The sequence below is a fragment of the Microbacterium amylolyticum genome, assembly GCF_011046975.1.
GTDB lineage: Bacteria > Actinomycetota > Actinomycetes > Actinomycetales > Microbacteriaceae > Microbacterium > Microbacterium amylolyticum.
Genome location: NZ_CP049253.1, coordinates 1,507,848 through 1,533,382 on the forward strand (window position 1 = coordinate 1,507,848; position 25,535 = coordinate 1,533,382).

Annotated in this window: 25 protein-coding genes and 2 pseudogenes; 16 read left to right on the plus strand and 11 right to left on the minus strand. The window is 64.5% G+C overall.

Annotation, left to right across the window (positions count from 1 at the left end; all coding sequences use genetic code 11):
• Positions 1-3: 3 nt before the first annotated feature.
• From aztD to G6N81_RS07440, 4 genes are all read left to right on the plus strand, one after another.
• Positions 4-1,260 (plus strand): zinc metallochaperone AztD, encoded by a 1,257-nt coding sequence (gene aztD / locus G6N81_RS07425; RefSeq protein WP_165135081.1) that lies wholly within the window; start codon positions 4-6, stop codon positions 1,258-1,260.
• Between the two features lie 189 nt (positions 1,261-1,449).
• The gene (locus tag G6N81_RS07430) at positions 1,450-2,667 is read left to right on the plus strand and encodes a sensor histidine kinase (RefSeq protein WP_165135084.1); all 1,218 of its coding nucleotides are present in this window, start codon (positions 1,450-1,452) and stop codon (positions 2,665-2,667) included.
• 9 nt (positions 2,668-2,676) lie between these two features.
• On the plus strand, positions 2,677-3,309 hold the full coding sequence (locus G6N81_RS07435; protein WP_165135087.1) for a response regulator: 633 nt from the start codon (positions 2,677-2,679) through the stop codon (positions 3,307-3,309).
• Positions 3,310-3,388: 79 nt separating this feature from the next.
• Positions 3,389-3,868, plus strand: a complete 480-nt coding sequence (locus tag G6N81_RS07440) for a hypothetical protein (protein WP_165135090.1) — start codon at positions 3,389-3,391, stop codon at positions 3,866-3,868.
• 3 nt (positions 3,869-3,871) lie between these two features.
• On the opposite strand, the gene G6N81_RS07445 is transcribed toward G6N81_RS07440, so the two are convergent.
• The 7 genes from G6N81_RS07445 to ald all read right to left on the minus strand — a co-directional run bounded on the left by G6N81_RS07445 (position 3,872) and on the right by ald (position 9,701).
• Positions 3,872-4,846, minus strand: a complete 975-nt coding sequence (locus tag G6N81_RS07445) for a CPBP family intramembrane glutamic endopeptidase (RefSeq protein WP_165135093.1) — start codon at positions 4,844-4,846, stop codon at positions 3,872-3,874.
• Between the two features lie 96 nt (positions 4,847-4,942).
• Positions 4,943-6,223, minus strand: coding sequence for a replicative DNA helicase (dnaB, locus tag G6N81_RS07450; protein WP_245325276.1), 1,281 nt, complete (start codon positions 6,221-6,223; stop codon positions 4,943-4,945).
• 559 nt (positions 6,224-6,782) lie between these two features.
• A complete protein-coding gene (rplI, locus tag G6N81_RS07455) occupies positions 6,783-7,238 on the minus strand; it encodes a 50S ribosomal protein L9 (protein WP_165135099.1) in 456 nt (151 codons plus the stop codon).
• A 9-nt stretch (positions 7,239-7,247) separates the two neighbouring features.
• A complete protein-coding gene (gene rpsR / locus G6N81_RS07460; protein ID WP_165135102.1) occupies positions 7,248-7,502 on the minus strand; it encodes a 30S ribosomal protein S18 in 255 nt (84 codons plus the stop codon).
• Between the two features lie 26 nt (positions 7,503-7,528).
• Positions 7,529-8,068 (minus strand): single-stranded DNA-binding protein, encoded by a 540-nt coding sequence (locus G6N81_RS07465; RefSeq protein WP_165135105.1) that lies wholly within the window; start codon positions 8,066-8,068, stop codon positions 7,529-7,531.
• 9 nt (positions 8,069-8,077) lie between these two features.
• Positions 8,078-8,419: a 30S ribosomal protein S6 gene (gene rpsF, locus G6N81_RS07470; protein ID WP_165137845.1), complete on the minus strand. Its 342-nt coding sequence runs from the start codon at positions 8,417-8,419 to the stop codon at positions 8,078-8,080.
• Between the two features lie 184 nt (positions 8,420-8,603).
• The gene (gene ald / locus G6N81_RS07475; RefSeq protein WP_165135108.1) at positions 8,604-9,701 is read right to left on the minus strand and encodes an alanine dehydrogenase; all 1,098 of its coding nucleotides are present in this window, start codon (positions 9,699-9,701) and stop codon (positions 8,604-8,606) included.
• Positions 9,702-9,830: 129 nt separating this feature from the next.
• On the opposite strand from ald, the gene G6N81_RS07480 reads away from it, so the two are divergent.
• Positions 9,831-10,190: an Lrp/AsnC family transcriptional regulator gene (locus G6N81_RS07480; RefSeq protein WP_165135111.1), complete on the plus strand. Its 360-nt coding sequence runs from the start codon at positions 9,831-9,833 to the stop codon at positions 10,188-10,190.
• On the opposite strand, the gene G6N81_RS07485 is transcribed toward G6N81_RS07480, so the two are convergent.
• Positions 10,183-11,085 carry a hypothetical protein gene (locus tag G6N81_RS07485; protein WP_165135114.1) on the minus strand — a complete coding sequence of 301 codons (903 nt, stop codon included), beginning with the start codon at positions 11,083-11,085 and terminating at the stop codon, positions 10,183-10,185. The two genes, G6N81_RS07480 and G6N81_RS07485, sit on opposite strands and share 8 nt — an antisense overlap.
• 57 nt (positions 11,086-11,142) lie before the next feature.
• On the opposite strand from G6N81_RS07485, the gene G6N81_RS07490 reads away from it, so the two are divergent.
• Positions 11,143-12,297: a hypothetical protein gene (locus tag G6N81_RS07490; RefSeq protein ID WP_165135117.1), complete on the plus strand. Its 1,155-nt coding sequence runs from the start codon at positions 11,143-11,145 to the stop codon at positions 12,295-12,297.
• A 24-nt stretch (positions 12,298-12,321) separates the two neighbouring features.
• Here G6N81_RS07490 and G6N81_RS07495 read toward each other — a convergent pair whose 3' ends face one another.
• Both G6N81_RS07495 and G6N81_RS07500 read right to left on the minus strand, forming a co-directional pair.
• On the minus strand, positions 12,322-13,278 hold the full coding sequence (locus tag G6N81_RS07495) for an L-lactate dehydrogenase (protein ID WP_165135120.1): 957 nt from the start codon (positions 13,276-13,278) through the stop codon (positions 12,322-12,324).
• A 70-nt stretch (positions 13,279-13,348) separates the two neighbouring features.
• Positions 13,349-14,059, minus strand: coding sequence for a GNAT family N-acetyltransferase (locus G6N81_RS07500; protein ID WP_165135123.1), 711 nt, complete (start codon positions 14,057-14,059; stop codon positions 13,349-13,351).
• A gap of 63 nt (positions 14,060-14,122) precedes the next feature.
• Between G6N81_RS07500 and G6N81_RS07505 the strand changes: the two genes are divergently transcribed.
• The 5 genes from G6N81_RS07505 (at position 14,123) to G6N81_RS07525 (ending at position 19,051) form a co-directional block, all read left to right on the plus strand.
• Positions 14,123-14,716 (plus strand): LOG family protein, encoded by a 594-nt coding sequence (locus G6N81_RS07505; RefSeq protein WP_165135126.1) that lies wholly within the window; start codon positions 14,123-14,125, stop codon positions 14,714-14,716.
• Complete coding sequence (locus G6N81_RS07510; protein WP_165135129.1) at positions 14,668-16,575, plus strand: hypothetical protein; 1,908 nt, start codon at positions 14,668-14,670, stop codon at positions 16,573-16,575. Before G6N81_RS07505 ends, G6N81_RS07510 begins: the two co-directional genes overlap by 49 nt.
• A 402-nt stretch (positions 16,576-16,977) precedes the next feature.
• Complete coding sequence (locus tag G6N81_RS12965; protein ID WP_378732065.1) at positions 16,978-17,385, plus strand: helix-turn-helix transcriptional regulator; 408 nt, start codon at positions 16,978-16,980, stop codon at positions 17,383-17,385.
• Entirely contained in the window at positions 17,378-18,691 is a 1,314-nt protein-coding gene (locus tag G6N81_RS07520) for a HipA domain-containing protein (RefSeq protein ID WP_165135135.1), read from the plus strand. Before G6N81_RS12965 ends, G6N81_RS07520 begins: the two co-directional genes overlap by 8 nt.
• A gap of 75 nt (positions 18,692-18,766) precedes the next feature.
• Positions 18,767-19,051 carry a transposase gene (locus G6N81_RS07525; RefSeq protein WP_165135138.1) on the plus strand — a complete coding sequence of 95 codons (285 nt, stop codon included), beginning with the start codon at positions 18,767-18,769 and terminating at the stop codon, positions 19,049-19,051.
• A 243-nt stretch (positions 19,052-19,294) separates the two neighbouring features.
• Here the strand turns inward: G6N81_RS07525 and G6N81_RS07530 are convergent, their stop codons facing one another.
• A complete protein-coding gene (locus tag G6N81_RS07530) occupies positions 19,295-20,806 on the minus strand; it encodes an IS1634 family transposase (RefSeq protein ID WP_420901781.1) in 1,512 nt (503 codons plus the stop codon).
• A 100-nt stretch (positions 20,807-20,906) separates the two neighbouring features.
• Between G6N81_RS07530 and G6N81_RS07535 the strand changes: the two are divergent.
• From G6N81_RS07535 to G6N81_RS07555, 5 genes and pseudogenes are all read left to right on the plus strand, one after another.
• Positions 20,907-21,432 (plus strand): annotated as a pseudogene (locus G6N81_RS07535) (integrase core domain-containing protein); the annotation flags it as partial.
• Between the two features lie 93 nt (positions 21,433-21,525).
• Entirely contained in the window at positions 21,526-23,922 is a 2,397-nt protein-coding gene (locus tag G6N81_RS07540) for an ABC transporter permease (RefSeq protein ID WP_206527852.1), read from the plus strand.
• Positions 23,923-23,936: 14 nt separating this feature from the next.
• Entirely contained in the window at positions 23,937-24,731 is a 795-nt protein-coding gene (locus G6N81_RS07545) for an ABC transporter ATP-binding protein (protein WP_165135141.1), read from the plus strand.
• 63 nt (positions 24,732-24,794) lie between these two features.
• Positions 24,795-24,974, plus strand: a complete 180-nt coding sequence (locus tag G6N81_RS07550) for a hypothetical protein (protein WP_165135144.1) — start codon at positions 24,795-24,797, stop codon at positions 24,972-24,974.
• Positions 24,975-25,118: 144 nt separating this feature from the next.
• A pseudogene (locus tag G6N81_RS07555) lies at positions 25,119-25,466 on the plus strand (integrase core domain-containing protein); the annotation flags it as partial.
• Positions 25,467-25,535 lie beyond the last annotated feature (69 nt).

Consider the following 25,535-nt stretch of genomic DNA (forward strand, 5'->3'; position numbering starts at 1 on the left):
AGGATGACCACGCTTTCACGACAGCGCGCTGGCGCCGTGATCGGATCGCTCGCAGCGATCACCCTTCTTGCGGCGGGCTGCGGTGCGACCGCGGGCGATGCGCCCGAAGAGACGGCAACCGACGATCAGGTCACACAGGAGGCCGAGACCGGAACGGACGCGGCAGACGCGATCGATCCGGCCGACGTCGCAGCAGGCGACCGCCTCGCCGTCTCGATCGAGGGCGCCGTTTTGGTGCTCGACTCCGCCACCCTCGAGGTGCTGGGCCAGTTCGAGACGGAGGAGTTCACGCGCCTGAACGCCTCGGGTGACGGACGCAACGTCTTCGTCACCACCGAGCCCGGTTTCCAGGTGCTCGACACGGCCACTCCGGAGCTGACGGACACCGTTTTCGCCGCCGAAGCCGCCGCACACGTTGTGCGCCATGCGGGCAAGACGGTTCTGTACGCCGATGGCACGGGAGAAACCACGATTCTCGACACCGACGCGATTCTGGCATCGGACGGCGGTCTTCCCGAGGTTGAGACCTACCAGGCGGAGCACGCACACCACGGCGTATCGATCGTCCTCGAAGATGGCACGCTGCTGACCACGGTTGGCGACGACACCGGCCGCACGGGAGCGCTCGCTCTCGAGCCCCACGGTGACCACTACGACACGATCGCCGAGGCAACGAACTGCCCCGGCATCCACGGCGAGGGCACCGCGCAGAACGAGGCCGTTGTCTTCGGCTGCGAAGACGGCGCTCTGCTGTACAGCGACGGTGAGTTCACGAAGTTCGATGCGGGCGTCGAGTACGGCCGCATGGGCAACGCCTTCGTCTCCGAAACCAGCCCGATCGTGGTGGGCGACTACAAGGATGACCAGGACGCCGAAGGCTACTTCCTGAACAACCTCGTCGTCCTCGACACCGAGGCCGGCGAGTACGAGACGCTGAACATCGGCGACATCGAGTACACGTGGCGCGGCATCACCCGTGGCCCGCAGGACCTCGCCTACGTTCTCTCCTCGGACGGATCGATCCACGTGTTCGATCCCGAGGCCAAAGAGTTCACGGATGAGTTCCCCGTGATCGACGCGTGGGAAAGCCCCGTCAACTGGCAGGACCCGCACCCCGCTCTGACGTCGGACGGCGTGGTCGCCTACGTCGCAGACGTGGCGAACGAACGCGTCATCGCGGTCGACCTGGCAACCGGCGAGATCATCGCGGAGAGCGATGCCCTTCCCGCAGCGCCGAACGAGATGGCGCTGAACCTCTAATTTATTGAGAACGTTTCTCAATAGTGGGGTAAGCTGAACGAGGACGTGCGCGGGTTTGGGGTCCGCGCGATGGTTCCGCCGAATGGGTGCGGCGGAACCAGGGGCCGGAGCTGGTAGCAGCTCCGGCCCCTTCCTCTTTCCCTCCCTTCGGATGATGCCGGGCACGCCCCGGACGTGTTGGATGGACACATGCACAAGCAGCGCCTTTCGCTCGACGAGTACGTGCTCCCCGGAGTTCCCTATCGCTCCACCGGCGGCGACGTTGCCAGCGCGGCCATGCTCGTCTTGTTCGGCGCGATTCTCATCACGGCAGAGTTCGCTCCCCCGGCCACAACCGCCCCTGCCCTCGGCTACCCCGGGTCGATGTGGGTCGTCGCCCTCGCCGGCGCAGTGCTTCTGCTCTTCAAGCGGCGCGCCCCCCTGCTGGCGCTCACCGCCACGATCGCACTGATGGTCACCACAACTGTGCTCATCACCGGCAACCTGCCGATCATCCCCCTGATCGCCCTGGTCGATGTGCTCTACGCCGCCACCCTCTACTCTCGCCACCGGCGCGTGCTCATCGGCCTGGCGTGTTCCTTCGTCATTCTCCAGACAGCCGCCGTCATCGCCAGCGAACACATCACGCGCGCCGAGGTCGGAACCCTGCTATGGGTGATTGTCGGCATCTCGGCGATCGCTGGATTGCCGATCCTCTGGGGAACATCGGTGCAACAGCGCGACGAACTGCTCGAATCCGAGCGACAGCGGGCTGAGGCCATCGCCCTCGCCGCCGAGGCGCAGCGCGACGCCGCCGTTCGCGCCGAACGGGGTGAGGTCGCGGCGCAGCTCCACGACGAGATCGCCGCACGGCTCAGCGCGATCTCCCTGCAGGCGGGCGCTCTGGGCGCGCTTCCCGACGACAACCCGAAACGGCGCACGGCGATCGCCGCGATGCGGTCCTCCAGTCACGAGGCCCTCGACGAATTGCACCGGCTGATCGGCGTTCTCGCCGAAGAACGTGCGGACGAAGAAGCGGACGTGACCGATCCGGTCGGAGCCGTTCGCGCACAGGCCGCGGCGTTCGGCGCCACTGTACACATCGACGGCGACCCCGGAAATCTCCCCGCCCCCGTCGCTCAGGGGCTGGCGCGCATCGGCAAAGAAGCCATCGCCAACGCCGCACGACACGCGCCGCACGAGACGATCCGGACAGCGTTTCGCCGGGACGACGCGGCGATCACCATGACGATCAGCAACCCGCTTCCCGCTACTCCGGCGAGAACGCACGGGTCCGGCCTCGGCCGAGAGCTCATGGCCGCACGCTGGAAAGCCCTCGGCGGCACCGGTAGCGCGGGGCCGAGCGGCGACCAGTGGAACGTGACGGTCACGCTTCCCCTTACCGCAGCGGACGCGCCCTCCCCGTAGAGTCGGAGCGTGATCAGAGTTCTCATCGCCGATGACCATGCTGCCGTCCGTGCGGGAGTGCGCGCCGTTCTTGACATGACCGACGACATCGACGTCATCGGAGAGGCCTCTGATGGCCAGAGCGCCGTCGCCCAGGCAGCTGCTCTCGAACCCGATGTTGTTCTCATGGACATCCGCATGCCGGGCGTCGACGGAATCGCCGGAACCGCGCAGCTCACTGACCGCGGCATCCCCGTTCTGATCCTGACCACCTTCGCGGTCGATGACTACGTTGACGGCGCCCTGGCGGCCGGGGCGGCCGGCTACCTCCTGAAAACAGCGGAACCCGAGGACATCGCCGATGGGGTGCGCCGGGTCGCGGCCGGAGAGGGCGTTCTCTCCCCCGAAGTCACCCGGCGTGTGCTCGAGAAGGCGCGCGCCACGCCTTCTCGCACCGAGCACCCCGGGCTGGAGGAACTTACCCCGCGCGAGAAGGAGATCCTCGGCGCCCTGGGTGAGGGACTCTCCAACGCGCAGATCTGCGAGCGCTTCTTCATTTCGGAGCCCACCGCCAAGAGCCACGTCTCGCGGGTGCTCACCAAGCTCGGCGCCCCCACGCGTATGCGCGCCGCCGTGATCGCACGCGACGCGGGGATCTCATAGCGTCCTCACCCCTTCGTCGGAGAACAATCTCATCCGTCCGAAGGATGGCACGGGAGACGCTTTCCGATGGAATAGAAACATGTTCATCGCACTCCAGGATTTCACCGAGTCCCTTCCCGCCGCCCTCCAATGGTTGGGCCTGATTCTTATCAGCGCGATTCCGTTCGTTGAGTCCTATTTCGGCGCTTTCATCGGCGTCATTGCCGGAATCAACCCGGTTGTCGCCATCGCCGCCGCCGTCGTCGGCAACGTCGTCTCGATGGCCATCTTTGTTCTGTCTGCGCACGGCGTTCGCGTCGCCGCGACGAAGAACTCCGCACCGCAGGAGCTGTCGCCCCGCAAGCAGAAGCTGAAGGCGCGCTTCGACCGTTACGGCATCGCTGGCGTCAGCCTGCTCGGTCAGCTCGTGCTGCCCAGCCAGATCACCTCGGCGATCATCGTCGGTTTTGGCGCTCCGAAGAACAAGGTGATCTTCTGGCAAGTCATCTCCATCGTCCTCTGGGGCGTAGCCTTCGGCCTGCTGGCCCTGGGCGGCGTGCAGCTGCTCGGCCCCGCTTAAGGTTCACGCGTCGTCGCGGCCCGACCCGAATCCGGGTTGGGCCGCACGTGCATCTGGCTTCGGCGTCCAGTCGGGGGCGGGGCGAAACTGGCGAAGCAGCAAGAGAACGGCGATGATCACGGCGAGAAGGATCCAGCCGGGAATGCCCAGAAACGATCCCCAGAACGGGTTGAGGTCGGGCGTCGCGAACAGCAGCCCCACCGGCGCCGCCGTGTTCAGCGCACCGTGCCCGAGCGCGGCGGGCCATACGCTGCGCGTCCAGTACCGCGTCCACTGCAGCAAGATGCCGACGAACAGGCAGAAGCCGATCATCATCACAACGCCCCACCCATCGGTGCGGCCGAAGTTGTAGCCCAGCAGGATGATCGGTGCGTGCCACGCGCCCCACACGACTCCCGAGATGAGTGCCGAGGGCCAGAACCCCAGCGGCGACAGCGCGGTGGTCAGATAACCGCGCCAACCAAGCTCTTCACCGAAGGCGAAGAACGTTGCCTGAAGAAGGACCAGGGGGAAGGTCAGCAGCTGGATCACGAGCACCGCGTCCAGCTCCATCCCGGCAGGCAGGGCCGCGCGCTGCGCCTCGAGCGCCCAGTCCGCCTCCGCCCACCCGAGCAGCGTGGCCATCCAGAACGATCCGACGGCCCACAGAACGAACCCGATCGGCAACAAAACAAACAGCCAGATCTTTCGGGCGATCGGCCGGAACGGCAGCAGGCCCAAATAGCGGGAACGCGCGCCCTTTTTGACCGTGACGAAGGTCACCATCAGCGCGGCCACCGTTGGCGTGAACATCAGCAATGGGACGAGCACCAGAAAGAGCGGATCCTGAAGCCCATCACCCAGCCAAAGGGGGAGACACACCAGCCACCCGAGGCCGAAGGCTGTGCCGAGGAATGCGGCCACCGGGCCCCATGGCACCTTCTCGGGCGGAATCCCGGGCCGGACATCGTGCGGAGAGAAAAGGTCTGCGGCGTTCATGCCACAACCTTCTCGCACCGGAGAGCGGCGCACCTCCCCCGCGCGGCGGAAATCGGGCGAGGCTTCAAGCCGCGCGCACGCTCCGGCCGGAACGGCCTACTCCTCGCCGAAGCCCGAGTCCATGTGCACCATGTCGCGGAAACGACTGTAGTGGCCTTGGAAGGCCACCGCGATTTCGGCCGTGGGACCGTTTCGGTGCTTGGCGACGATGAGGTCTGCTTCGCCCGGGCGGGCCTGTTTGTCGTAAGCCTCTTCGCGGTGAAGCAGGATGACCATGTCGGCATCCTGCTCAATCGATCCCGACTCTCGCAGGTCGCTGACCATCGGACGCTTGTCCTGGCGCTGCTCGGCGCCACGGTTCAACTGCGACAGGGCGATAACAGGAACGCGCAGCTCTTTGGCCATCAGTTTGAGGGCACGCGAGAATTCCGACACCTCTTGCTGACGCGACTCGACGCGCTTGCCGCTGGTCATCAGCTGGAGGTAGTCGATGATGATCATTTTCAGACCGACGCGCTGCTTCAGCCGTCGGCATTTGGCACGGATCTCGACCAGCGTCATGTTCGGACTGTCGTCGACGTACAGCGGCGCATCGTTGATGCGGCCACGCGTGGAGGCGAGCGCCGTCCAGTCGCGCGAGTCGAGATCACCCTTGCGGAGCTTCTGCAGCGGAATCTGGCCCTCGGCACTGAGTAGACGCATTGCGATCTCGGATCGCCCCATCTCGAGCGAGAAGAAGATGGCCGGCTGATTGTGGGTGATCGCTGATGCGCGGGCGAAATCGAGTGCCAGCGTGGACTTACCCATGGCTGGTCGTGCGGCCACAACGATCATCTGGCCGGCGTGCAGGCCGTTGGTGAGGTTGTCGAGCTCGGCGAAGCCGGTGGGAACGCCGGTCATCTGACCATCGCGTCCCTTGGCCAGCTCGATCTCTTCGACGGCGGCGCCGATGGCGACCTCGAGGGGAACGTAATCTTCCGTCTGCTCCTGCCCCGTGACCGAATAGATCTCGGCCTGGGCCTGGTTGACGAGCTCAACGGCCTCGCCCTCGCCGTCGTATCCCATCCGCGCGATGCGGGTGCCGGCGTCGACCAGGCGGCGCAGCAGCGCACGCTCCTGCACGATCGTGGCGTAATAGCCCGCGTTGGCGGCAGTGGGAACGATGGAGGTCAGGGAATGGAGGTAGTCGACGCCGCCGGCACGCTGAAGGTCGCCCGACTTCATCAGCTCATCGGTGACCGTGATGACGTCAGTGGGCTCGCCGTGCGAGTAGAGCGTGAGGATCGCCTCGAAGATGACCTCGTGCTTGGGAATGTAGAAGTCGACGCCACGCAGGGTTTCGACAACGTCGGCAACGGCATCCTTCGAGAGGAGCATGCCGCCGAGCGTAGACTGCTCGCTCAGCAGGTCGTGCGGCGGGGTGCGCTCCTGCTCGCGTCCGCCGCGGGGCTCGGCAGGCTCTCCGAAACGTTCGGCGGCGATATCAGCGATCGACGTCACAGTTTTTTCCTCCCTGAGGAGCTGGGTGCACAGCTCTCGTGGTGACGCTGTTCATCACAGCACCAGCCCCTGACAATCGTTCGACGCGCGCGGTCTCATTCCCCTGACGGACCACCGCCGACTCACATTAAGAGTGTCTCCCGCGCCTCTCAAGGCAACCTGTGGATAACTCTGTGGAGAGACCTGGGTACAACCGGGGACGTGGTGTGGAAAACTCCTGTGGACAACCATCAGGACAGGGGCGATTATCAGGTCATATTGTGCGCATGAGCAGTGATTTTTCTTGTCCACACCCTGTGGAAACAGGTTCGGATCAAGTTGGGGTTGAAGGTTGACGCTTTCCCCACACATGTGGATGAGTCTCTCGGCCTGCGCTCTCCGAAATGCGTCAAGCGGCGCCACCCACGAGGGGTGGCGCCGCTTGACGCGGAGGTCGCTACTTCTTGAGAGCGACGACCTGCAGGTTGATGACCGCGGTCACGTCGTCGTGCAGACGAACGAGAACCTCGTGGTCGCCGACAGCCTTGATCGACGAAGGAATCGTGACCTTGCGCTTGTCGAGCTCACCGATGCCAGCAGCCGAAACGGCAGCAACGACATCAGCAGGCTTCACTGAACCGAAGAGACGGCCCTCGGCGCCGGCCTTGACCGACACCTTCACGCGTGCGTTCTGGAGCTTCTGCTTCAGAGCCTCGGCCTCTTCGTGAGTAGCAATCGCACGAGCTTCGCGAGCCGCACGAATCTGCGCGACCTGCTTCTCGCCGCCGCGCGACCACGCGACAGCAAAGCCCTGCGGGATGAGGTAGTTACGGGCGTACCCGTCCTTGACCTCGATGACGTCTCCGGCGCTGCCCAGGCCGTCGACCTCGTGAGTGAGAATCAGCTTCGACATGGGTGCTCCTTAGCGGCCAGCGCCGGCGTAGGGGAGAAGTGCCATCTCGCGCGAGTTCTTGATGGCGCGTGCGATGAGGCGCTGCTCCTGGACGGAGACACCAGTGATGCGACGGGCACGGATCTTTCCGCGCTCCGAAATGAACTTACGAAGGGTGGCGACATCCTTGTAATCGATGACGCCGACCCGGATGTGCTTCGCGGGAGCGGCGTTCTTGCCGCCCTTCCGCGGCTTGCGGCGGTCGCCGCTAGACTTTCCAGCCATTGTGGGTCCTTACGGGTGATAAAGATTCAGAAGGGGGTGTCGTCTGAGAACGACCCCGGGGTGCTCCACGCGTCGCCGCCGGCCGAACCGGGCGTTGCCCATGGTTCGTTCGAAGGCTGCTGAGCGGGCTGTCCGCCGCCGTTGCCGCCGCCATGGGGAACCTGCTGCTGGCCGCCGGAGCGACCACCAAAGTTCCCACTGGCTGCTGCGCGGGTGACCTGCGCCGTTGCGTATCGCAGCGACGGGCCGATCTCCTGGACATCAAGCTCAAACGACGTGCGGCGGTTGCCTTCACGGTCCTGATAGTCGCGCTGACGGAGGTTGCCCTGCGCAATGACGCGCATGCCCTTCGTCAGTGAACCCGCGACGTGCTCCGCGAAGTCGCGCCACACGCTGGCGCGCAGGAACAGGGCGTCCCCGTCCTTCCACTCGCCCGACGCGCGATCAAGCGTGCGCGGGGTCGAAGCGATCGTGAAGTTCGCCACGGGAACACCGGACTGCGTATAGCGCAGCTCGGGGTCGGCGGTCAGATTGCCTACGACGGTGATGACGGTTTCGCCTGCCATGCGATTACCTTAGGCCTTCGCCGCCGACTTGCGAGCAGCCTTCGCCTCGGCCCGCTTTGCCTCGGAAGCAACCATTGCAATGGCTTCCTCAGCACGCAGAACCTTCGTGCGCATGATCTGCTCGGAGAGGTTCAGCTGGCGGTCCATTTCCTGGGTCGCCTCGCTGGTTGCGGTGAAGTTGACGACGGCGTAGATGCCCTCGTGCTTCTTCTGGATCTCATAGGCGAACTTGCGCTTGCCCCAGATGTCCACGTTCTCGATGGTTCCCTCAGAGTCAGTGATGACCTTGAGGAACTTGTCGAGGTACGCGGGAACCTGGCGCTCGTCAACCTCGGGCTGGATGATCACCATCAGCTCGTACTGGTGTGCGTGCGTCACTATCCCACCTCCTTCGGACTCGAACGGATACCCGGTACTTCCGGGCATCAGGAGGGTGTGGTGCACGTTGCCTGGCGGTTTCCGGAATCGGATGCACGCCGGGCAACCGGTCCAGTCTACCCGACTCGTTCCTGTACGGCGAGTGCACGGGGCCCGCTCATGCGCGGAGTGCGTATCCGAACGCTTCGGCTACGCCGGCGTTGGCCACCTCTCCCCTGCGAACGTTGAGACCACGGGCGAGCGCGGCGTCGGACGCCGCCGCGGCATCCCATCCCACGTCGGCGATCCGCCGAATGTACGGAAGCGTCGCGTTGGTCAGGGCAACGGTGCTCGTGGCCGGGGCAGCGCCCGGCATGTTCGCGACGCAGTAGAAGATGCTGTTGTGCACCGTGAATGTGGGCTCATCGTGCGTTGTCGGGCGCGAGCCCGCAAAGCACCCACCCTGATCAATCGCGATGTCCACGAGCACCGATCCGGGTTTCATCCCCGCCACCATGTCGTCCGTAACGAGCTTGGGGGCGGCATTTCCGGGAATCAGCACGGAACCGATCACGAGGTCGGCGCTCTGCAGCGTCTCGGCGATCGCGTACGGCGTCGAATAGCGCGTTTCGAGCGCCCCCGCGTATCGCGCATCGAGTTCGCGCAGACGGGGCAGATTGACGTCGAGAACCGTCACACGCGCGCCGAGTCCGAGTGCATTTGCGGCGGCGTGCTCTCCGGCAACTCCGCCGCCGATCACCACCACATCTGCTCGCGGTGCGCCAGCAACGCCGCCCATCAAGACGCCGCGCCCACCCTGCGAGCGCAGCAGGTGGAAGGCGCCGGCGACGATGGACATCCGGCCCGCCACCTCACTCATGGGCGTCAGAAGCGGTAGCGAGCCGTCCGCGAGTTGCACCGTCTCATAGGCGACGGCCGTTGTTCCCGCCGCGATCAGCGCATCCGTCAGGGCACGCTCGGCCGCCAGGTGCAGGTAGGTAAACAACACGAGGTCTCGCCGCAGGAAGTCGTATTCACTGGCAACGGGCTCTTTCACTTTGATGAGCAGCTCGGCCGCTGCCCACGTGGATGCGGCGTCCGGCAGCAGCGTCGCCCCTGACTCCGCATATTCCTCGTCCGGAATGCGTGACCCCTCGCCCGCCCCGGATTGCACAAACACCTCATGGCCCGATCGCACGAGCAGGTCGACACCGGCGGGCGTGAGCCCAACGCGGTTTTCGTTGTTCTTCACTTCGGTGGGGACAGCGATCCTCATGGCTTTTCCTCTCCTACGACGGCCTTGTCGTGCCGGGGACGTCTTTTGAGCTTCGCAGGACGTTCGCCACTTGTGTACGAAGCCTGTGGATTCTTCGGTGGCGTGGCACGAGAACCTAGGATTTCCCGCATGACAAGCCCCGAAAGCGCCTCCGGGTCGAAGAATCTGCGCACGGTTGAACTCGATGATGTTGACCGAAAGATCGTCGATGCGCTCAACAAGGAGGGGCGCATCACCATCGCCGATCTTGCGGCGGCGGTCGGCATCGCACCGTCGACAGCCCATGCCCGGATGCGCGCTCTCGTGGACAGGGGTGTTATTCAGGGGTTCCACGCCGCCGTCGACCACGGTCGCATCGGCCGCGGCCTACAGGCGATCATCGGCGTGAGCCTGCGCGGCGGAACGCGCCACGACAGCATCGTCGCCTCGACCCGCACCAGCATCATCTTCGAGTACCACCGCAACAGCGTCGCGGCAAGTTTTACGTAAGCTCCGCCAGGCGCAGCGCCTCGATCGCGTCATCCGCACAGATCGCGTCGATCAGCGCCTCGGAACCCGCAATGATCGTCGAGTTGTCGTCCGGATCCGTCATGAGGACCCACGATCGATCCTCCGGCCACATCAGGCTCGGCGAAAAAACGCGCATCCGCTCGGGCGCACACCAGGGCGTGCTCTCGGGCCAGGAGTCGTGCTCCCAGTGACCTAGGGGCGCACGGAAGAGAATGTGGTCGCGCCCCACCATCGGAAGGCGGGGTCCCCGAGAAACGTCGTCGGGCAGGATCCCCGCTCGCCATCGCGGCTTCCGAAAGATGCTGCCGAACGCGTCGCGGAAACTCGATGCGAGAACGGCGTCGTGGCGCGGATCTTTTCCTCCCGCGTATCGCATGGCGGCGCCGGAACCCCCGGACAGCGGGGCGCCAACGATCTCGGCCCAGCCATCCCACACGGCGGCGTATGCGTCGTCGGGCGTCGGAGTGTGGGCGATGAAATGCCGGGAGGTGGCGGCCAGCACGTCCGGTTCGAGGTTTCCGTCCTCCGGATCGTGGTAGCGCCAGCCTGCGAGATCGCGCACATCGCCGCTGCCGGAATGGGGATCAACACCGACCAGGTCGTTCCAGCGCACGAGCGGATGCATCGGAACGCCGAGCGCGTCTGCCGTCTCGCGCCACGTCACGCGCTCCTGATCCACCTCAGGCTGCCGCTCGGCGAAACTCTCCCACGCGGCAGCATCTTCGGGAGGTGGCCAGGATGTCCCGACGGGGCGTTCGCGATAGGCGGGGTGGAAAACGCGTGCATAGGCCGGAAATCCTTCCGGCACTCCCCACGCACCTGCCCGCTGGTCTCGCAACCACTGACCGACCGCGACATCACTCACCCATTCCATTCCGCCACGCTACGCTGTCGGCGCTTCGTCCACGGACCCTCGCCGTACGGTGGACCCATGGTCCCGACGCAACCCACCTACCGCTTCGACCCGACAGCGCTCACCGGCCCCGTCGACGCGCAGGCGAAGCAGGCATTCGCCGAGCGGATGAAGGCGCTGCGCCAGTCCGAGGCCTCGGCGGGGTCGGGCGGAACCATGTCACGGGTTCTCGGCGGCGTGATCTTCACGATCATGGGCTCGATTTTCGCCATCGTGGGGATCACCATGATTGGCGTTGGCATGGCCAGCGGCGGCCTCTTCCCGTCGATGACGATCGCCTTCATCCCGATCCTGTTCGCGTTCGTTGGCATCGTTTTCGCCAGCGTTGGCATCCTCATCCTCGTCCGCGGAGAAAGCACAACCGGATACCGTCTCGACGCGTTCGCACGAGCAAACGGGATGCACTATCACCCGGGCCGCCGGGCCCCGAACCTGCCGGGGATGATCTTCCACATCGGCAGCAGTCGGGCCTCACGCCACCTCGTATACGGCGATCAGCCGCGGTTCGTCGAATTCGGCAACTATCAATACACAACGGGATCGGGCAAAAACCGGACGACGCACACCTGGGGCTACATCGCCGTCAAACTCGATACGCCCCTTCCGCACATCGTTCTCGACGCCGAAAGCAACAACGGCCTGTTTCGTTCGAGTCTGCCGATCGGCTTTCGGAAGGATCAACGGCTCGATCTCGAGGGTGACTTCAATACGCACTTCAGCCTGTACTGCCCCGGCGGGTACGAAACCGATGCGCTCTATCTCTTCACGCCCGATGTGATGCAGCGCTTTCTGGATTCGGCGGCACAGCTCGATGTGGAGATCGTCGACGACTGGTTGTTCTTCTACTCGCGACGAAACCTCGTCACGCTCGACGCCGACCAGTGGGCGTGGACGTTCAGCGTTGTCGGCGCCATGCTCGACAAGCTCGCACAGTGGGGCAGGTGGCGAGACGAGCGGCTGCGCGCGGCCGGTGTTCCCGCGGGAGCCGGCGGGCCGACCCCTGTCTCACCCGATCACGTCGAACACTCCGCCATCCAGAGTCCGGAGGCGCTTCGCCCGCCGCACGGCGTCGCCCACGAGGGCCGGCGCCTGCAGCGCACTCGCTTCTCGTGGAGCATCGGCATCGGCATCGCGGCGATCATCGTCTACCAGGTGATCCGGAACATCCTGTAGCGAGCGGGGCGAACCGCCCCGCCGTCAGGCTCCGCGAACGTCGGCAACGGTGCGCAGCAGGGTCTCGGCCGACGCGTGAAGCAGTTCGCGCTCACGGTCGGAGAACCGCATCTGCTGCACGGGAACAGCTCCGTTTCGGTTGACCACACAGGGCACGGACAGCGCGACGCCATCGACGCCATCGACGTCGCTCAGCACGGGCGAGACGGGCAGAATCGCGTTCTCGTCGCGCAGCACGGCCTCGGTGATGCGCGTTGCGGACAGACCGATGGCATAGTTCGTCGCGCCCTTGCCCTCGATGATCCGATAGGCGGCTGTGCGCACGTCTTCGGCGATGTCATGGAGATCATCGGCGGAGAAAACATGCTGGCCGTCGCGTGTCCACTCCAGCAGCGGGACGGGGCCGATGCTCGCCGTTGACCAGAGCGGGAACTCGGTGTCACCGTGCTCACCCACGATGTGCGCGTGCACCGACTGCGTCGCAACGCCAGCGCGCTCGGCAAGGATCCCCCGCAGCCGAGAGGTGTCGAGCACACAGCCCGAAGCAAACAATCGCGCCGGATCAGCGCCGGTTTCCTGGACCGCGAGGGTCGCCAGAACATCGCACGGATTCGTCACGATGATGATGATCGCGTCCGGCGACGCCGCCATGAGCCGCGGAATCATCGACGAAATGATGCGTGCGTTTGTTCCGATCAGTTCCAGTCGCGTCTGACCGGGTTTCTGCGCGGCTCCCGCCGTGACGACGATCACATGCGAGCCAGCGGTCGCCGCAATGTCGCTGGAACCGACAACCGGGTTCGACCCCGTGAACATCGACCCGTGCGTCAGATCGAGTGCCTCGGCCTCGGCCCGTGCAGCATCGATGTCGTACAGCACCACCGTGCGCGCGGTGCCGCGAATGAGCATTGCGTAGGCGGTCGCCGATCCGACGGCTCCCGCACCAACAACCGTGACCTTCGGACTCTCCATAACGGACATGCCCTCATGATGTCAGGAAGTAGACGTTTGCGTCAGGGGTGGCATTACCGAGCGCGTTGACGGCGTCGCCTCACACCGCGCCCGGTGTGCGGACCGAGATGAACGGAACGCGGGTGCGCACCTCGAAGCCGATCCGCTCATAAGCGGCGACAGCTCCGGTGTTGGTCTCGGCTGCGTGCAGGAATGCGCGATCTCCGCGCGCTCGAATGCCGTGCGCAACGTCGAGCACCAGCCGCGAGGCAAGCCCCTGGCGCCGATGAGACTCGTCCACCGATACGGCGCTGATTTCCGTCCACCCCGCGGGACGCAGCCGCTCACCCGCCATCGCGACCAGCCGTCCCTCGCGGATGACGCCGATATAGCGGCCCAGCTCGTGAGTGCGGGGCAGGAACGGACCCGGTGCGTTGCGCTCGACGATGGCGAGCATCTCCGCGACGTGTTCTGCTCCCAGTTCGACAGCCTCATCGAACCGCTCCGTGATCACGCGATCCGTCTCGATCATCTGCACGCCGGCGCCACGCCAGACCTCGCTCCATCCGTCGGGAAGAGCCGGATCGGCACCGGCAATCGTCACGGTCGCAGCCGGCCCGTGCATGTCGATAAGAGCCGACCAGACGAGGGGGTCCTCCCAGCTGGAGACGCCGAGAAAGGGCGAAACATCGTCCTGGTACCGCTTGACGCGATCGCCACCGATGGAAAACCGTGCGTGGGCGCCCGTCAGCGCAGACCATGCCGGGTTGTCCAGGGCGGAGGTGTCGACATCGAGAGGAGGGGTGATCATTTCTCCACCGTCTCTCGCCCTGCTGAACGGCGGCAGAACGCCCGCGGCAAATAGGCTGATGTCATGTCCGCTTCGCTCACGCTCGTCACCGTCTTCACCGGCTCCTCCGAGGGGAGCTCCCCCGCCTATCGTGCCGCAGCCGAGAACGTCGGAAAGACGCTCGCCGGCGAGGGCGTCGGCGTTGTGTACGGCGGCGGCGATGTCGGGCTCATGGGCGCCGTTGCAACGGCCGCTCGCGGCGCCGGAGCCGAGGTGATCGGCGTGATCCCCCGCGTGCTCGTGGACAAAGAGATCGCCAATGACGATCTCACGCGCCTCGAAGTGGTCGACAACATGCACGAACGAAAGATGCGCATGGCCGAACTGGGTGATGCTTTTGTCGCGCTCCCCGGCGGTATCGGCACACTGGAGGAACTGTTCGAGGTGTGGACATGGCTGCAACTGGGCATCCATGCCAAGCCGGTTGCCCTCTTCGACGTCAACGGATTCTGGGAGCCGCTGCTTGCCCTGGTCGACACGCTCGTTCGCGAAGGGTTCGTCGATGCACGCTTCCGCGAGGGACTCATCGTGACGACCACCCCGGAAGACCTGCTCGCGCAGCTGCGCGGGTGGACGCCGCCGACGCCGAAGTGGACGCAGTCGGCCGCGACCACGTGAGCGACCGCGCAACGATGGCGACGTCTCCGCGCGACATCACGAACTCCGCCCCCGCCGGGCGCATTCACGGTCTCGTCGTGCACGGGATCGGCATTCGTCACCACGGCGAATTTGCCGAACAGACGGTCGACCGTATCGCCGAGCATCTCGGCACGTCGAACGGGCGATGGCAGGAAACGGCGTGCACCGATGCGTGCACGGGATTCGAGCCCGGCCATCGTCACCTCAACGGTGTCGATGGCGACGAGCTGGTTCTCGACCCCGTCACCTGGTTCGACGAGATCCGCGAACCCTCACGGTGGCGAGCAACATGGTGGCTTCTGCGCACGCTCTTCGTTCTGTGCGCCGTGCATCTGCTGGTCAACGCACTGGTGCTGCGCGATCTCCCGCGCGGGCGCCTTCGTGATCTGGCCCGATCGGTCTGGCGCGCACTGCGGGCCATGGTGTGGATGCTCGCGCTGGGGAGCGCCGCTCTCGCGCTCGTCGTCCCCCTCACGCTCGCGGTTCTTCTCATCCCCTGGGCGCGCATCCTCGTCGCCGACGCGCTCGGGTGGACCAGCGACCCCGAAACCCGGCAGGCCGTGATCGATCGCGTTCATGCACGAGCGAAACAGGCCCCCGCCGATCGCACTGTTCTGATCGGCCACTCACAGGGTGGGGCGATTGCGAGCAACGCCGCCCGTGGCCTCGATCCGGCGCGAACGACGCTTGTCACCATCGGCAGCGGCCAGGCCCTGCTGGCTCCCATTCGGGCGTCGGTTCATGTTGGCCCCTGGTCCTTCGCGGCCCTGATCGCAGCGATCCTTGTCTACGTCGCCGTTGCGGCATATGTGATCCGAACTATCGCCCTGACCGCCGGAACGCTCGCCTCCAGCGGGGCCGTGGCGCTTCTTGATGCCGGCTCGGCGATGTGGGCGGCCGCGCTGAACCTGGAGGTCGCCGGCCACCACATCAATCACGCCGCGGAGACGATGCTCGCGGCGTTGACGAGTTCGTTCGACGCCCTCACACCGGATCTACTGCTGCTCGCGTTCTGCGTTCCCGCGGTCGCCGTGGTCATGCTCGTGTACGCCGCAACCGTCGCGTCCTTTTCGGATGACGTACGCGCTCTCACGCGGGTGCGCCTGGCGGGCGTTGACATCTGCGCCACGTTCGATCCTGTTTCGCACCCGATGACGGTTCTCGGAGCGCCAGAGCGCCTGCACCGGATCACCCAGTCCGCGTCGATCGCCGACCATGTTCGTTATTTCGACAACCGCGTCGATGTGATGGCTGAGGTGGAACGGCACCTCTCAGGCGTGGCGCCGACGCCGATGCTGCGCGCCGCTCGCCGTGAGCAGGTGGCGGCGGTGCGCACCGACCGTGTTCTGCGCGGGTCCGCCGCGTTCATTGCCTTCCTCGCGGTCGCCGCTGCGTCGCCGATCGCCCCGGTCTGGGCGGGCCTTGCTGCCGCCACGGTGGTCTACGCGCTGGGCACGGTGGCAAAGGGGCGACGGTGGAAGAAGCGACAGCACGTATCGCCGGAGCGCCTCGCCGCACGTTCACGGCCACACCTGACCTGGATCGACGCCGTGATCTGCGCAAGCAGCGCGGCAGTCATGTTCGGTTCGATTCTCACGCCGGCGCGCACAACGCTGCCCGGGCTCGCGGCGCTCGCATTCGTGCTGCTGACGGTCGCGGTTGTCACCGCCCTGGGCGCAGGGCGCACGACCCGGTGGTGGACGGCATCCGGCCTGGCCGCCTCCGCGATCGTCTGGGCCGCCCAGGCCACCGCGGTGGGCCTCGCAAACGCGGTCGGCTTCACCGCGATCGCCGTCGCGGCGGCCGTGCTGCAGTTCCGGAACATGCGCCGGCGGTAAGTGGCGCGAGCGGGGTCCGTGTTGCCGAGCGGCACAGATACTCAAGCGAAGACCGAGCAGGGGTTGGATTTTCGCGTCCACGGACACCACTGGGCACCCGTCGACATCGACGGTTTGACCCTGATATTGCGACCCTCGGGCGCCGGGCGACCAACACATCATGAGCCGTCCGAGAACGGCGCCCCGCCCACTACTGGATGGAGCAAGGCCGCCCGTCGGCGGCGGCGTTGACTGACCACCCGCTCCGCTCACGGATGAGGCACATGTCTCCCGGCACCGCGCGAACGGAGCCTTCCGCGATGTCACTTTTCTTTAACATGAGGTGCGTGTTATATTTTTCGAACATCCACTGATCCGGGAGGCGCCGTGCAGATTCAGAAGCCAGCTGACCTTGCCCGCATCGTGAAGACGCAGCGACAGATACAGGATCTCACCCAGCAGAGCCTTGCAGACTCGGTCGGGGTTACCCGGCAATCATTGGCTCGAATCGAGCGTGGCCACGGCGGTGCGTCTTTCGAAACCGTACTTCGGATCTTCGAGACGCTGGGGATCCGTCTCGACGCAACGGCTAACGCCCAAACCCCCTCCGACGATCCGCGCCCCACTTCCCGGTTGCCGAAGACCATCCACGATCTCATCCGTGGCGTTCACGCACCCGCTACGCACACCGCATCCCACCTCAGCGCGAGATCAGCACAGAGGGCGCGTCTGAACGCCGCGATCGAGGCAGCAGATCCGGATCGGGAGAAGCCAACGGCTTCCGGAGAAAATTCGTTGGCGGATCTGTCAGGCAGTGCAGGCAATGGCTGACACGCTCGACGTTTATCTATACGGTCAGCGAGTCGCAACGATCTCACGTCGAGGAGACAACCTGCGGTTGCGCTACCTGCCAGACTATGTGCAGGGCGAGAATCCAGTTCCCATATCGGTGCAGCTTCCGGTTGTTGCAGGCGTCGCCCCTAGCGAGACGACCAAGCGTTTCCTGGAGAACCTCCTCCCCGACCGCGCAGATGTCAGAACCCGGTGGGCCAGAGAAGCCAAGCTCACCAGCGAGAGCGCGTTCGATCTGCTCTCCGTGTACGGGGCCGACGTCGCAGGCGCCCTTGAGTTCTACCGCGAAGGTACTATCCCGCGCGTGGACGCCAAGCTGTCGCCCGTGACGGACGAAGCGATCGCGGCTCGAACCCGCCAGATTCGGGCCGATGACTCGAACTGGCTCGAACATCACCCGATCGAAGAAGGGTTCTCGCTGGGCGGTGCACAGGGCAAGTTCGCCCTGGCCAGACGAGATGGACAGTGGTTCGAGCCCACGGGTCGACACCCGTCGACCCACATCTTCAAGCCCGGCGTCCACAATCTCGACGGGTCAGATGTCACCGAGCACATCACCCTGCAGGTGGCACGTCGACTCGGATTAATCGTGGCGAGCACCGAGATCGGCTGTTTCGACGGCGAGCATGTCCTCGTCGTTGAACGGTTCGATCGATTCTTTATCGACGACAGCTACGTTCGTCTGCACCAGGAGGATCTCGCTCAAGCGACCGGCACGTCACATCTCAACAAGTACGAGCGTGACGCGGGCCCGAATTATCGGACGATCTTCGCCGTCTTCGATCGCGACCTCGCACCCGCACTGGCCAGGGAAGCGAAGCGTCGCTTTTCAGAATGCCTCACGTTCTCCTGGATCATCGGGCATAACGATGGGCATTCGAAGAACTATTCACTTACTCATGCGCCCGACGCGTCATTCCTCTCTCCGTTCTACGACCTCAACACTGTCCTCCCTTTCGAGCTGCCCGATGTCGTCCGAGCGAAGGACTACCGAGCATACGACGGCGTCTCGCTTGCGTTCAGCATGGGCGGGTCGGCAACGATCGGCGAGGTCAATGTCGGGAGCCTCCGCGCCTTGGAGCAAGACGCCGAGCTTCCCAGCGGACACCTCGAAGATTTCGCTCTGCACGTCGCGACCAACCTTCAATCGATCGTCACGGAAGTCATCGACGCTCTACCTGAAGACCTTCGGTCGATCCTCGCCGTCCAGCTCTATCCGTACGCGACCTATGCCCAAACACTTCGAGTGCGAGATCTGCTGGGCGGCACAACCTCAACGACATGATCCTTGGGTGGAGCCTGACCCGGTTTCCCGGACACCTGAGTTGAGGCGATGATCGTCTCGGAAGGAGTCCGTGTAATGCCTGCTGCTCACCCGCCGGAGTTTCGGCGTCGTGCCCTTGACCTTGTTGCGCAGGGAAACCCTGTCGGCCAGACGGCTCGTGATCTTGGGATCAGCGAGTCGTGTCTGCGGAACTGGATGAACCGTGACGCGGTCGACTCCGGCCGCAAGGCCGGCGTCACCACTGACGAGCACAAGGAGTTGTTCGAGTTGCGTCGCCGCAACCGCGTGCTGGAGATGGAGATCGAGATCCTCAAGCGTGCGTCGGCGTACTTCGCGCGGGAGAACGTGCTCCCAAAATAGGGTTCCGGCTGGTCCAGGAGCTCGCCGCGGACGGGATCCCCGTCGCGGTGGCCTGCCGGTTCCTGAACGTCTCGACCTCCGGTTACTACGAGTGGGTGAACCGGCTACCGTCGCCGCGAGCGGTCGCGGATGCGGCGTTGACGCAAGCACGTCGGGTCCTCGACCGTCGACGCGCCGACGGCGGACGCGCCGAACGTGGTGTGGGCGGTGGACTCTCAGTTCGACGCCCCGACTTTTATCAGGTTAGTGCCCCGCGGAGACGCGGGTTTTGATCGCCTCAACAACTGCCGCGGCGTCCTCGTCGAGAGGGACCGCGGTCGCGACCTCCTGGTCGCCGATGGTCACGACGCCCTCGCGGTAGACGCGTAGCGTCCGGACGATCTTCCGGATGGACCAGCCCGTGGTCTCTTCGATCCAACGCGACACCGCGAGGGACGCGATCACGATCTGCAGGTGTGCGTCGATCGAGTCCCGCAATCGCGCGTAGATCGGCCGCGCCTTCAAGTCGCCCTTCGACATGCGGAAGCTCTTCTCGACCTGCAGGAGCCGGTGATACGAAGCGATGACGAACTCTGCTGGTTCATCGACGAGATTCGTCACGTAGCCCTTGATGCCCGCCAATGCGCGTGCCTTGTCCTCGAGCTCACGGTTGACGGTCTTGTCGCCGCCGGTGAGCTTGACGAACCTGTTGCGCTTGACCGGTGTCTTCCCGGCGATGGCGTTCTCGGCCTTCGAGACCTGCTCCGCGATGCCTTTGAGCGTCCGGCGAGCGTTGTCGTGCTTGTAGCGGTAGTAGTAGACCTGATCACGTCGGCCATCCGTGGGGCCGGCGGGCCAGGGCTGTGTGAACACGTGTCCGTCGGGAATCGGCTCCCCGGGATGCTCGTTCCGCCAGCGCTCGATCACATACGGGACCTTCGGGGTCTTCGCGCCGAGGATGAAGTTCAACCCCGCCTGCTCGATGGCCTTCTGGTTCGCCTTGGACACCATGCCCGCGTCCGCGACGACCGTGATGTTTGACAGGCCGTGCGCCGTCATGAACGCCTCAAGCGTCGGCAGCATCGTCGCAGTCTCTGCTTTGTTGCCCTCGAACGCCTCAACCCGCAACGGGAATCCCGCCGCATCAGTGAGCAGGCCAACAGTGATCTGCGGCTCCAGGCGCCGCTCCTTGCTGAACCCGGGCTCACGGAACCCGTCACCCTCGTGAGCTTCGTAGTAGAGCGTGGTCACGTCGTAGAGCACCAGCGCCGCAGGACCGAGCTCCGCGTTCGAGGCGAGAACTCGCGCGAGATCATCTCGGAACGTGTCGGTTGCAAACACCGGCAACCGCCGATTGATCGTCGGATACGACACCGATGAGACACCCGCCTCTTCGAGCACCCGCGGGGTATCGAGCTTGCTGGTCGGCTCGATGATCCGCGCGAGCACGAGCTGCCGGAAGACGTCATCTGCCCCATCGACATCGCCAAACCGAAGCGCATCGAACGCGAGATTCAGACACCTCCAGAGCGGACCCATCGTCAACCGCATCGGCAACGGTCCACCCCGGTCTGGATCTGGCTCCAGCCCGAGGTCCAGCTCGGGCTGGGAGCCTGCGAGTTTCTGCCTCCCCGCGGCCTTCAGCAGCGCGACGTCCTCGGGCGTATGCGCGGACCCGAGGTGCTCGACGATCCGCCGCGAGCCCTGCTTCTTCTCCACGATCTGCACCGCGGTCGCGCCAGAGGCGGTCTTCACGGTGCGCAGATACGGAGACACCCCTCAAGATTAGTGCCCCGAAACGGGCCCGCATCGCGAGAAAACCCCAGGTCAAGACACCCCGACATCACGAACCGTCCTCACGGTGATAAAAGTCGGGGCGGACGCGCCGAACGTGGTGTGGGCGGTGGACTCTCAGTTCGACGCCGACGAGCACGGCCGACCGATCAAGATCTGCTCGATCGTCGACGAACACACCCGGGAGTGCATCGGCGGCCTCGTGGAGCGCTCGATTACCGCCGACCGACTCACCGCCCACCTCGAGGACCTCGTCGCCGCCCGGGGCGCCCCGGGCGGCGACGAGGTCGGACAACGGGCCGGAGTTCATCAGCGAGGCGATGGCCGACTGGGCCGGCACCCGCACCGGCCTGTCCTACATCCCTCCGGGCTCGCCGTGGCGCAACGGGTACGTCGAGTCGTTCAATAGCCGGCTCCGTGACGAGTGCCTGGGCATCAACAGCTTCTACTCGCTGCTGTACGCGCAGGTCGTCATCGGCGACTGGAAGGACGAGTACAACCATCACCGCCGGCACTCCTCGCTCGGCTACCTACCCCCAGCCGAGTACGCTCGACAGTGCACCCATCAAATGGAAACCGACGACTCACAGAGCGTCCGGACCGAATGAAGGGGGCGGCCCAATACTCATTCCTCGAAACCAGCGGCTGCGTCACGCGCAAGAAGGCTTCCGACTATCCGTCACTTCATCGAAGGAGGATCAGTGATCCGCCGACTCTATCTACGCCGGGCTATGGGCGACCTGCGCCAGAACCCGGGCGTCACCATAGCGCTCATGACCGTGCTCGCACTCAGCGCCTTTCTCCTCTCCAGCGGGGCGATGGTCATGGAACGCCTCGCGGGGTCGGTGGGACAGATGTTCTCCGTCGCGAAACCACCGCACTTTCTCCAAATGCACACAGGAGAGTACGACCGTGAAGCCCTGGACTCCTTCGCGGCGGAACGCTCCGACATCGACTCTTGGGTCGTCCAAGAAATGCTCGGAAACGACGGGCAATTGGTCAGTTGGACAAAGCAGGCAGACGGTTCTCAAGGGGATCTTTCCGAGAGCCAGATCGACAATCTGTTCGTCACTCAAAACCCCAACTTCGATTTCCTCCTGAACGCTGACGATGACTCCATCCCTACCCCGGCTGCCGGCGAGGTTTTCATTCCCGTTGCCGTCGCCCAACAGTTCGAGCTCAGCATCGGCGACACGCTCACGGTCCAGACTGACGAAAAGGAAGAGTCGTTTCGAGTTGCGGGAGCGGTGCGTGATGCGCAGATGGCTTCCTCGATGTCGTCGGCGACCCGATTTCTCATCTCAGATAAGGACTTCGATCACCTTTTAGCCGCCGGGGGCGCTTCCCCCGAGATCATGGTCGAATATCGTTTGACGGACGGCGCAGACCTCGCAAGTTTCCAACGGGCTTACGAGTCGGATTCCGCGCTCCCGAAGAATGGGCAAGCCGTTACCGGAGTGATGATCCGCATCATCAACATGCTCAGCGACGGACTTGTTGCTATCGCCTTCGCGTTTGCTGCGTTCCTGCTCATCGTCATTGCGCTGCTCAACGCGAGGTTCGTGATTCGCGGTTCCTTGGAAGACGAAATACATGAGATAGGAGCGATGCGCGCGATCGGTTTGCCGCCCCGCACTATCGCCCGTCTCTACCTCTCTCAGTACGCCGTGATCACACTCGTGGCCTGCCTGCTCGGCGGTGCGTTGAGCACGATTGCTATCAGCGGATTTACCGCGAGCATCCGAGCGAATTTCTCGGAGGCACCAGTGACGGCTGTGACGATTCTCGTCCCTCTCGCTGCCCTCGCCGCGATGTTCTTTATCGTCATCGGAATCTGCGCACGCACGCTCCGCCAGGTAGCGCGTGCTGATGTGGTCGGTGCGCTCATCCACGGTATCTCCTCCGCGGGAAAGCGGGCTGAGCGCGAGGCGAGACGCGGGGCAAAGCGCGTCTCACGGTCGCTGTTTAGCCGTGCACGTCCGAGTGGCATCGGAGCGCGCTTAGTGCTGCGTGATCTGCGTGCCGAACGGCGCGACTGGGCAATTCTCCCTCTGGTGTTCTTCCTCGTCGCGATCCTCGTGACTATCCCGCTGAACCTCCTCACCACATTCGAGAGCCCCCGCTTTGTGACCTACCTGGGTGCTCCCGATCGCGACCTTCGCGTCGACATCAACTTCGTCGAAGACGGAGATGCCGTGAGCGCGAACATCCGCTCCACGCTCGAACAGGACTCCCGAGTTACCGCTGTCTACCCCTATGCGGGGATGCTCTACGAAATCCAGGGCGAAGAGGGCTGGGAAGTGTTTCGTGTCGAGGTGGGAGATTACACAGACACCAGTCTCGCTTTCGCCACCGGCCATGCGCCCGGCGAGGGAGAGATTGCGCTCTCGACGCTGAATGCCGAGAAATACGGGCTGCGCCCCGGCGATAGTCTCACCGTCAAAGAGGAGGAGAGCGAGCGCACGGTCACCGTCAGCGGCGTGTATCAAGATGTCACGAGCGGCGGATACACGGCGAAGCTCCAGGGCAACGTGGGAGAACACGCTGATCGGTGGACGATCTACGCGGATCTCGCATCGGGGACTGATCCCCAGGAGATCGCAAGGGAGTATCAAGAGCAGTATCAGGACGCTGCTGTGCTCGCCATGCAGTCCTACCTTTCGCAGACGCTTTCCTACATCATCGGATCCTTGCGTGCGGTAGCGCTCATCACCCTTGCTTTCGGCATCGGAACAGCCGCGCTGATCACCGTGCTCTTCCTCCGCCTCCGTCTCACCAAAGACCGAACCAAAGTCGGTGTCCTCACGACGCTGGGATTCTCGGCCCGTGAGATCATCGCCCAGTTCAGAGCAAAAGCTTTGCTTCTGGTGGCAGTGGGGACGGTCCTCGGAACGCTCTTCGCCGCCACCCTCGGTGAGCAGATCATATCTGCCCTGCTGAGCGCATCCGGAACCGGGATCCGCCAGCTCAGCTTCATCCCGAACCCGTGGCTTTCCTACCTCGGGTACCCCGCCCTGCTCCTTGCCACAGGAGCCGTCGGAGCCATCATCCTCACCCGAACGCTCCGCCACACCAATCGAAGCGAGTGGCTTCGATGACGAAAGGACTCACCATGACGAGCACAACACCGGAGAGCCCCCACCGGCCAGATACCTACGTGCTTGAGGCGCGAGCACTCACGAAAACCTTCTCGACCACCGACCCGCCAACGCAGGTGCTCCACGGTATCGACCTCAGCGTGTGCGCAGGGGAATTTCTTGCCATCATGGGCGCTTCCGGATCAGGCAAGTCCACGCTGCTCTACGCCCTGAGCGGTATGGATCAGCCCACCAGCGGCACCGTCACCCTCGACGGGCACGACCTCACTACCCTTACCGACACCGAGCTCAGCCGCCTCAGACTCACCACCATGGGGTTCGTGTTCCAACAACCGCACTTTCTGAAGAACCTCAGCACCAGAGACAACATCCTGCTCCCTGCAGCGAAAGCAGCCGGTCGAGACACTGCCGAGGCCGAAGCGCACGTCGACGCCCTCATCGAGCAATTCGGCCTCACTCACATCGCACATCACAGCATCACCCGTGTCTCGGGCGGGCAACTTCAGCGCGCAGCACTCTGCCGCGCGCTCGCGACAAGACCCCGGATCGTGTTCGCAGACGAGCCCACCGGAGCACTCAACAGCAGCATGACGGAAGAAGTGCTGAACGCGCTGACCACGATGCATAGCTCAGGTACGACAATCGTCATGGTCACCCACGATGCGAATTGCGCGGCGCGCGCCGACCGGGTTATCTATCTTCGCGACGGGCAGATTCTCGACACCGCGAGCATCGGCAAATGGACGCCAGAACAGCGCACCCAACGCGAAACGGAACTACGCGGTTGGCTGGCCTCGCAAGGATTCTAAACAAGTATCCCAGCGCCTTACACCTCGGCACTATCCGGAATAAGAAGTCCGCTCTCGTAAGCGATGATGACGCACTGGCGGCCCGGGTTCATCTCGGTCACGATGCTCGCCAGCGCCGACAAGAGCCGCGTCATCAACATCGCCCGCTGGGACAGCGCCGACGATGTGAAGGTGACACAGGCCGACCCGGTGGCCGCGGAGTATGCCAAGCGCACAGCCGCCATCGCGACGCCTGTGGGCTGACCCCGTTTCGTAGGTCCGGTGGTTCTGAGAGTCGTCCTGTCGCCCGGAGTCGCGGGCAGGGAGACTGGTCAGATCATGTCGAACAGCGCGCTGAAGGAGTTGGCTGAGGGAAACTTCTAGGCCCGGGCAGACGTCGCGCCGAGGGCTGGGGCGCCCCGGGCGGCGCTCAGGTCGGACAACGGGCCGGAGTTCATCAGCGAAGCGATGGCCGACTGAGCAGGCACCCGCACCGGCCTGTCCTACATCCCACCAGGATCGCCGTGGCGCAACGGATACGTCGAGTCGTTCAACAGCCGGATCCGCGACGAGTGTCTGGGCATCAACAGCTTCTACTCGCTGCTGCACGCGCAGGTCGTGATCGGCGACTGGAAGGACGAGTACAACCATCACCGCCGGCACTCCTCGCTCGGCTACCTACCCCCAGCCGAGTACGCTCGGCAGTGCACTCATCAAATGGAAACCGACGACTCACAGAGCGTCCGGACCGAATGAAGGGGGCGGCCCAACAGCTCAAAGTCGTTTCAGCAACCGGAGCTGGACCTGTGGGGAATGTCACCATCG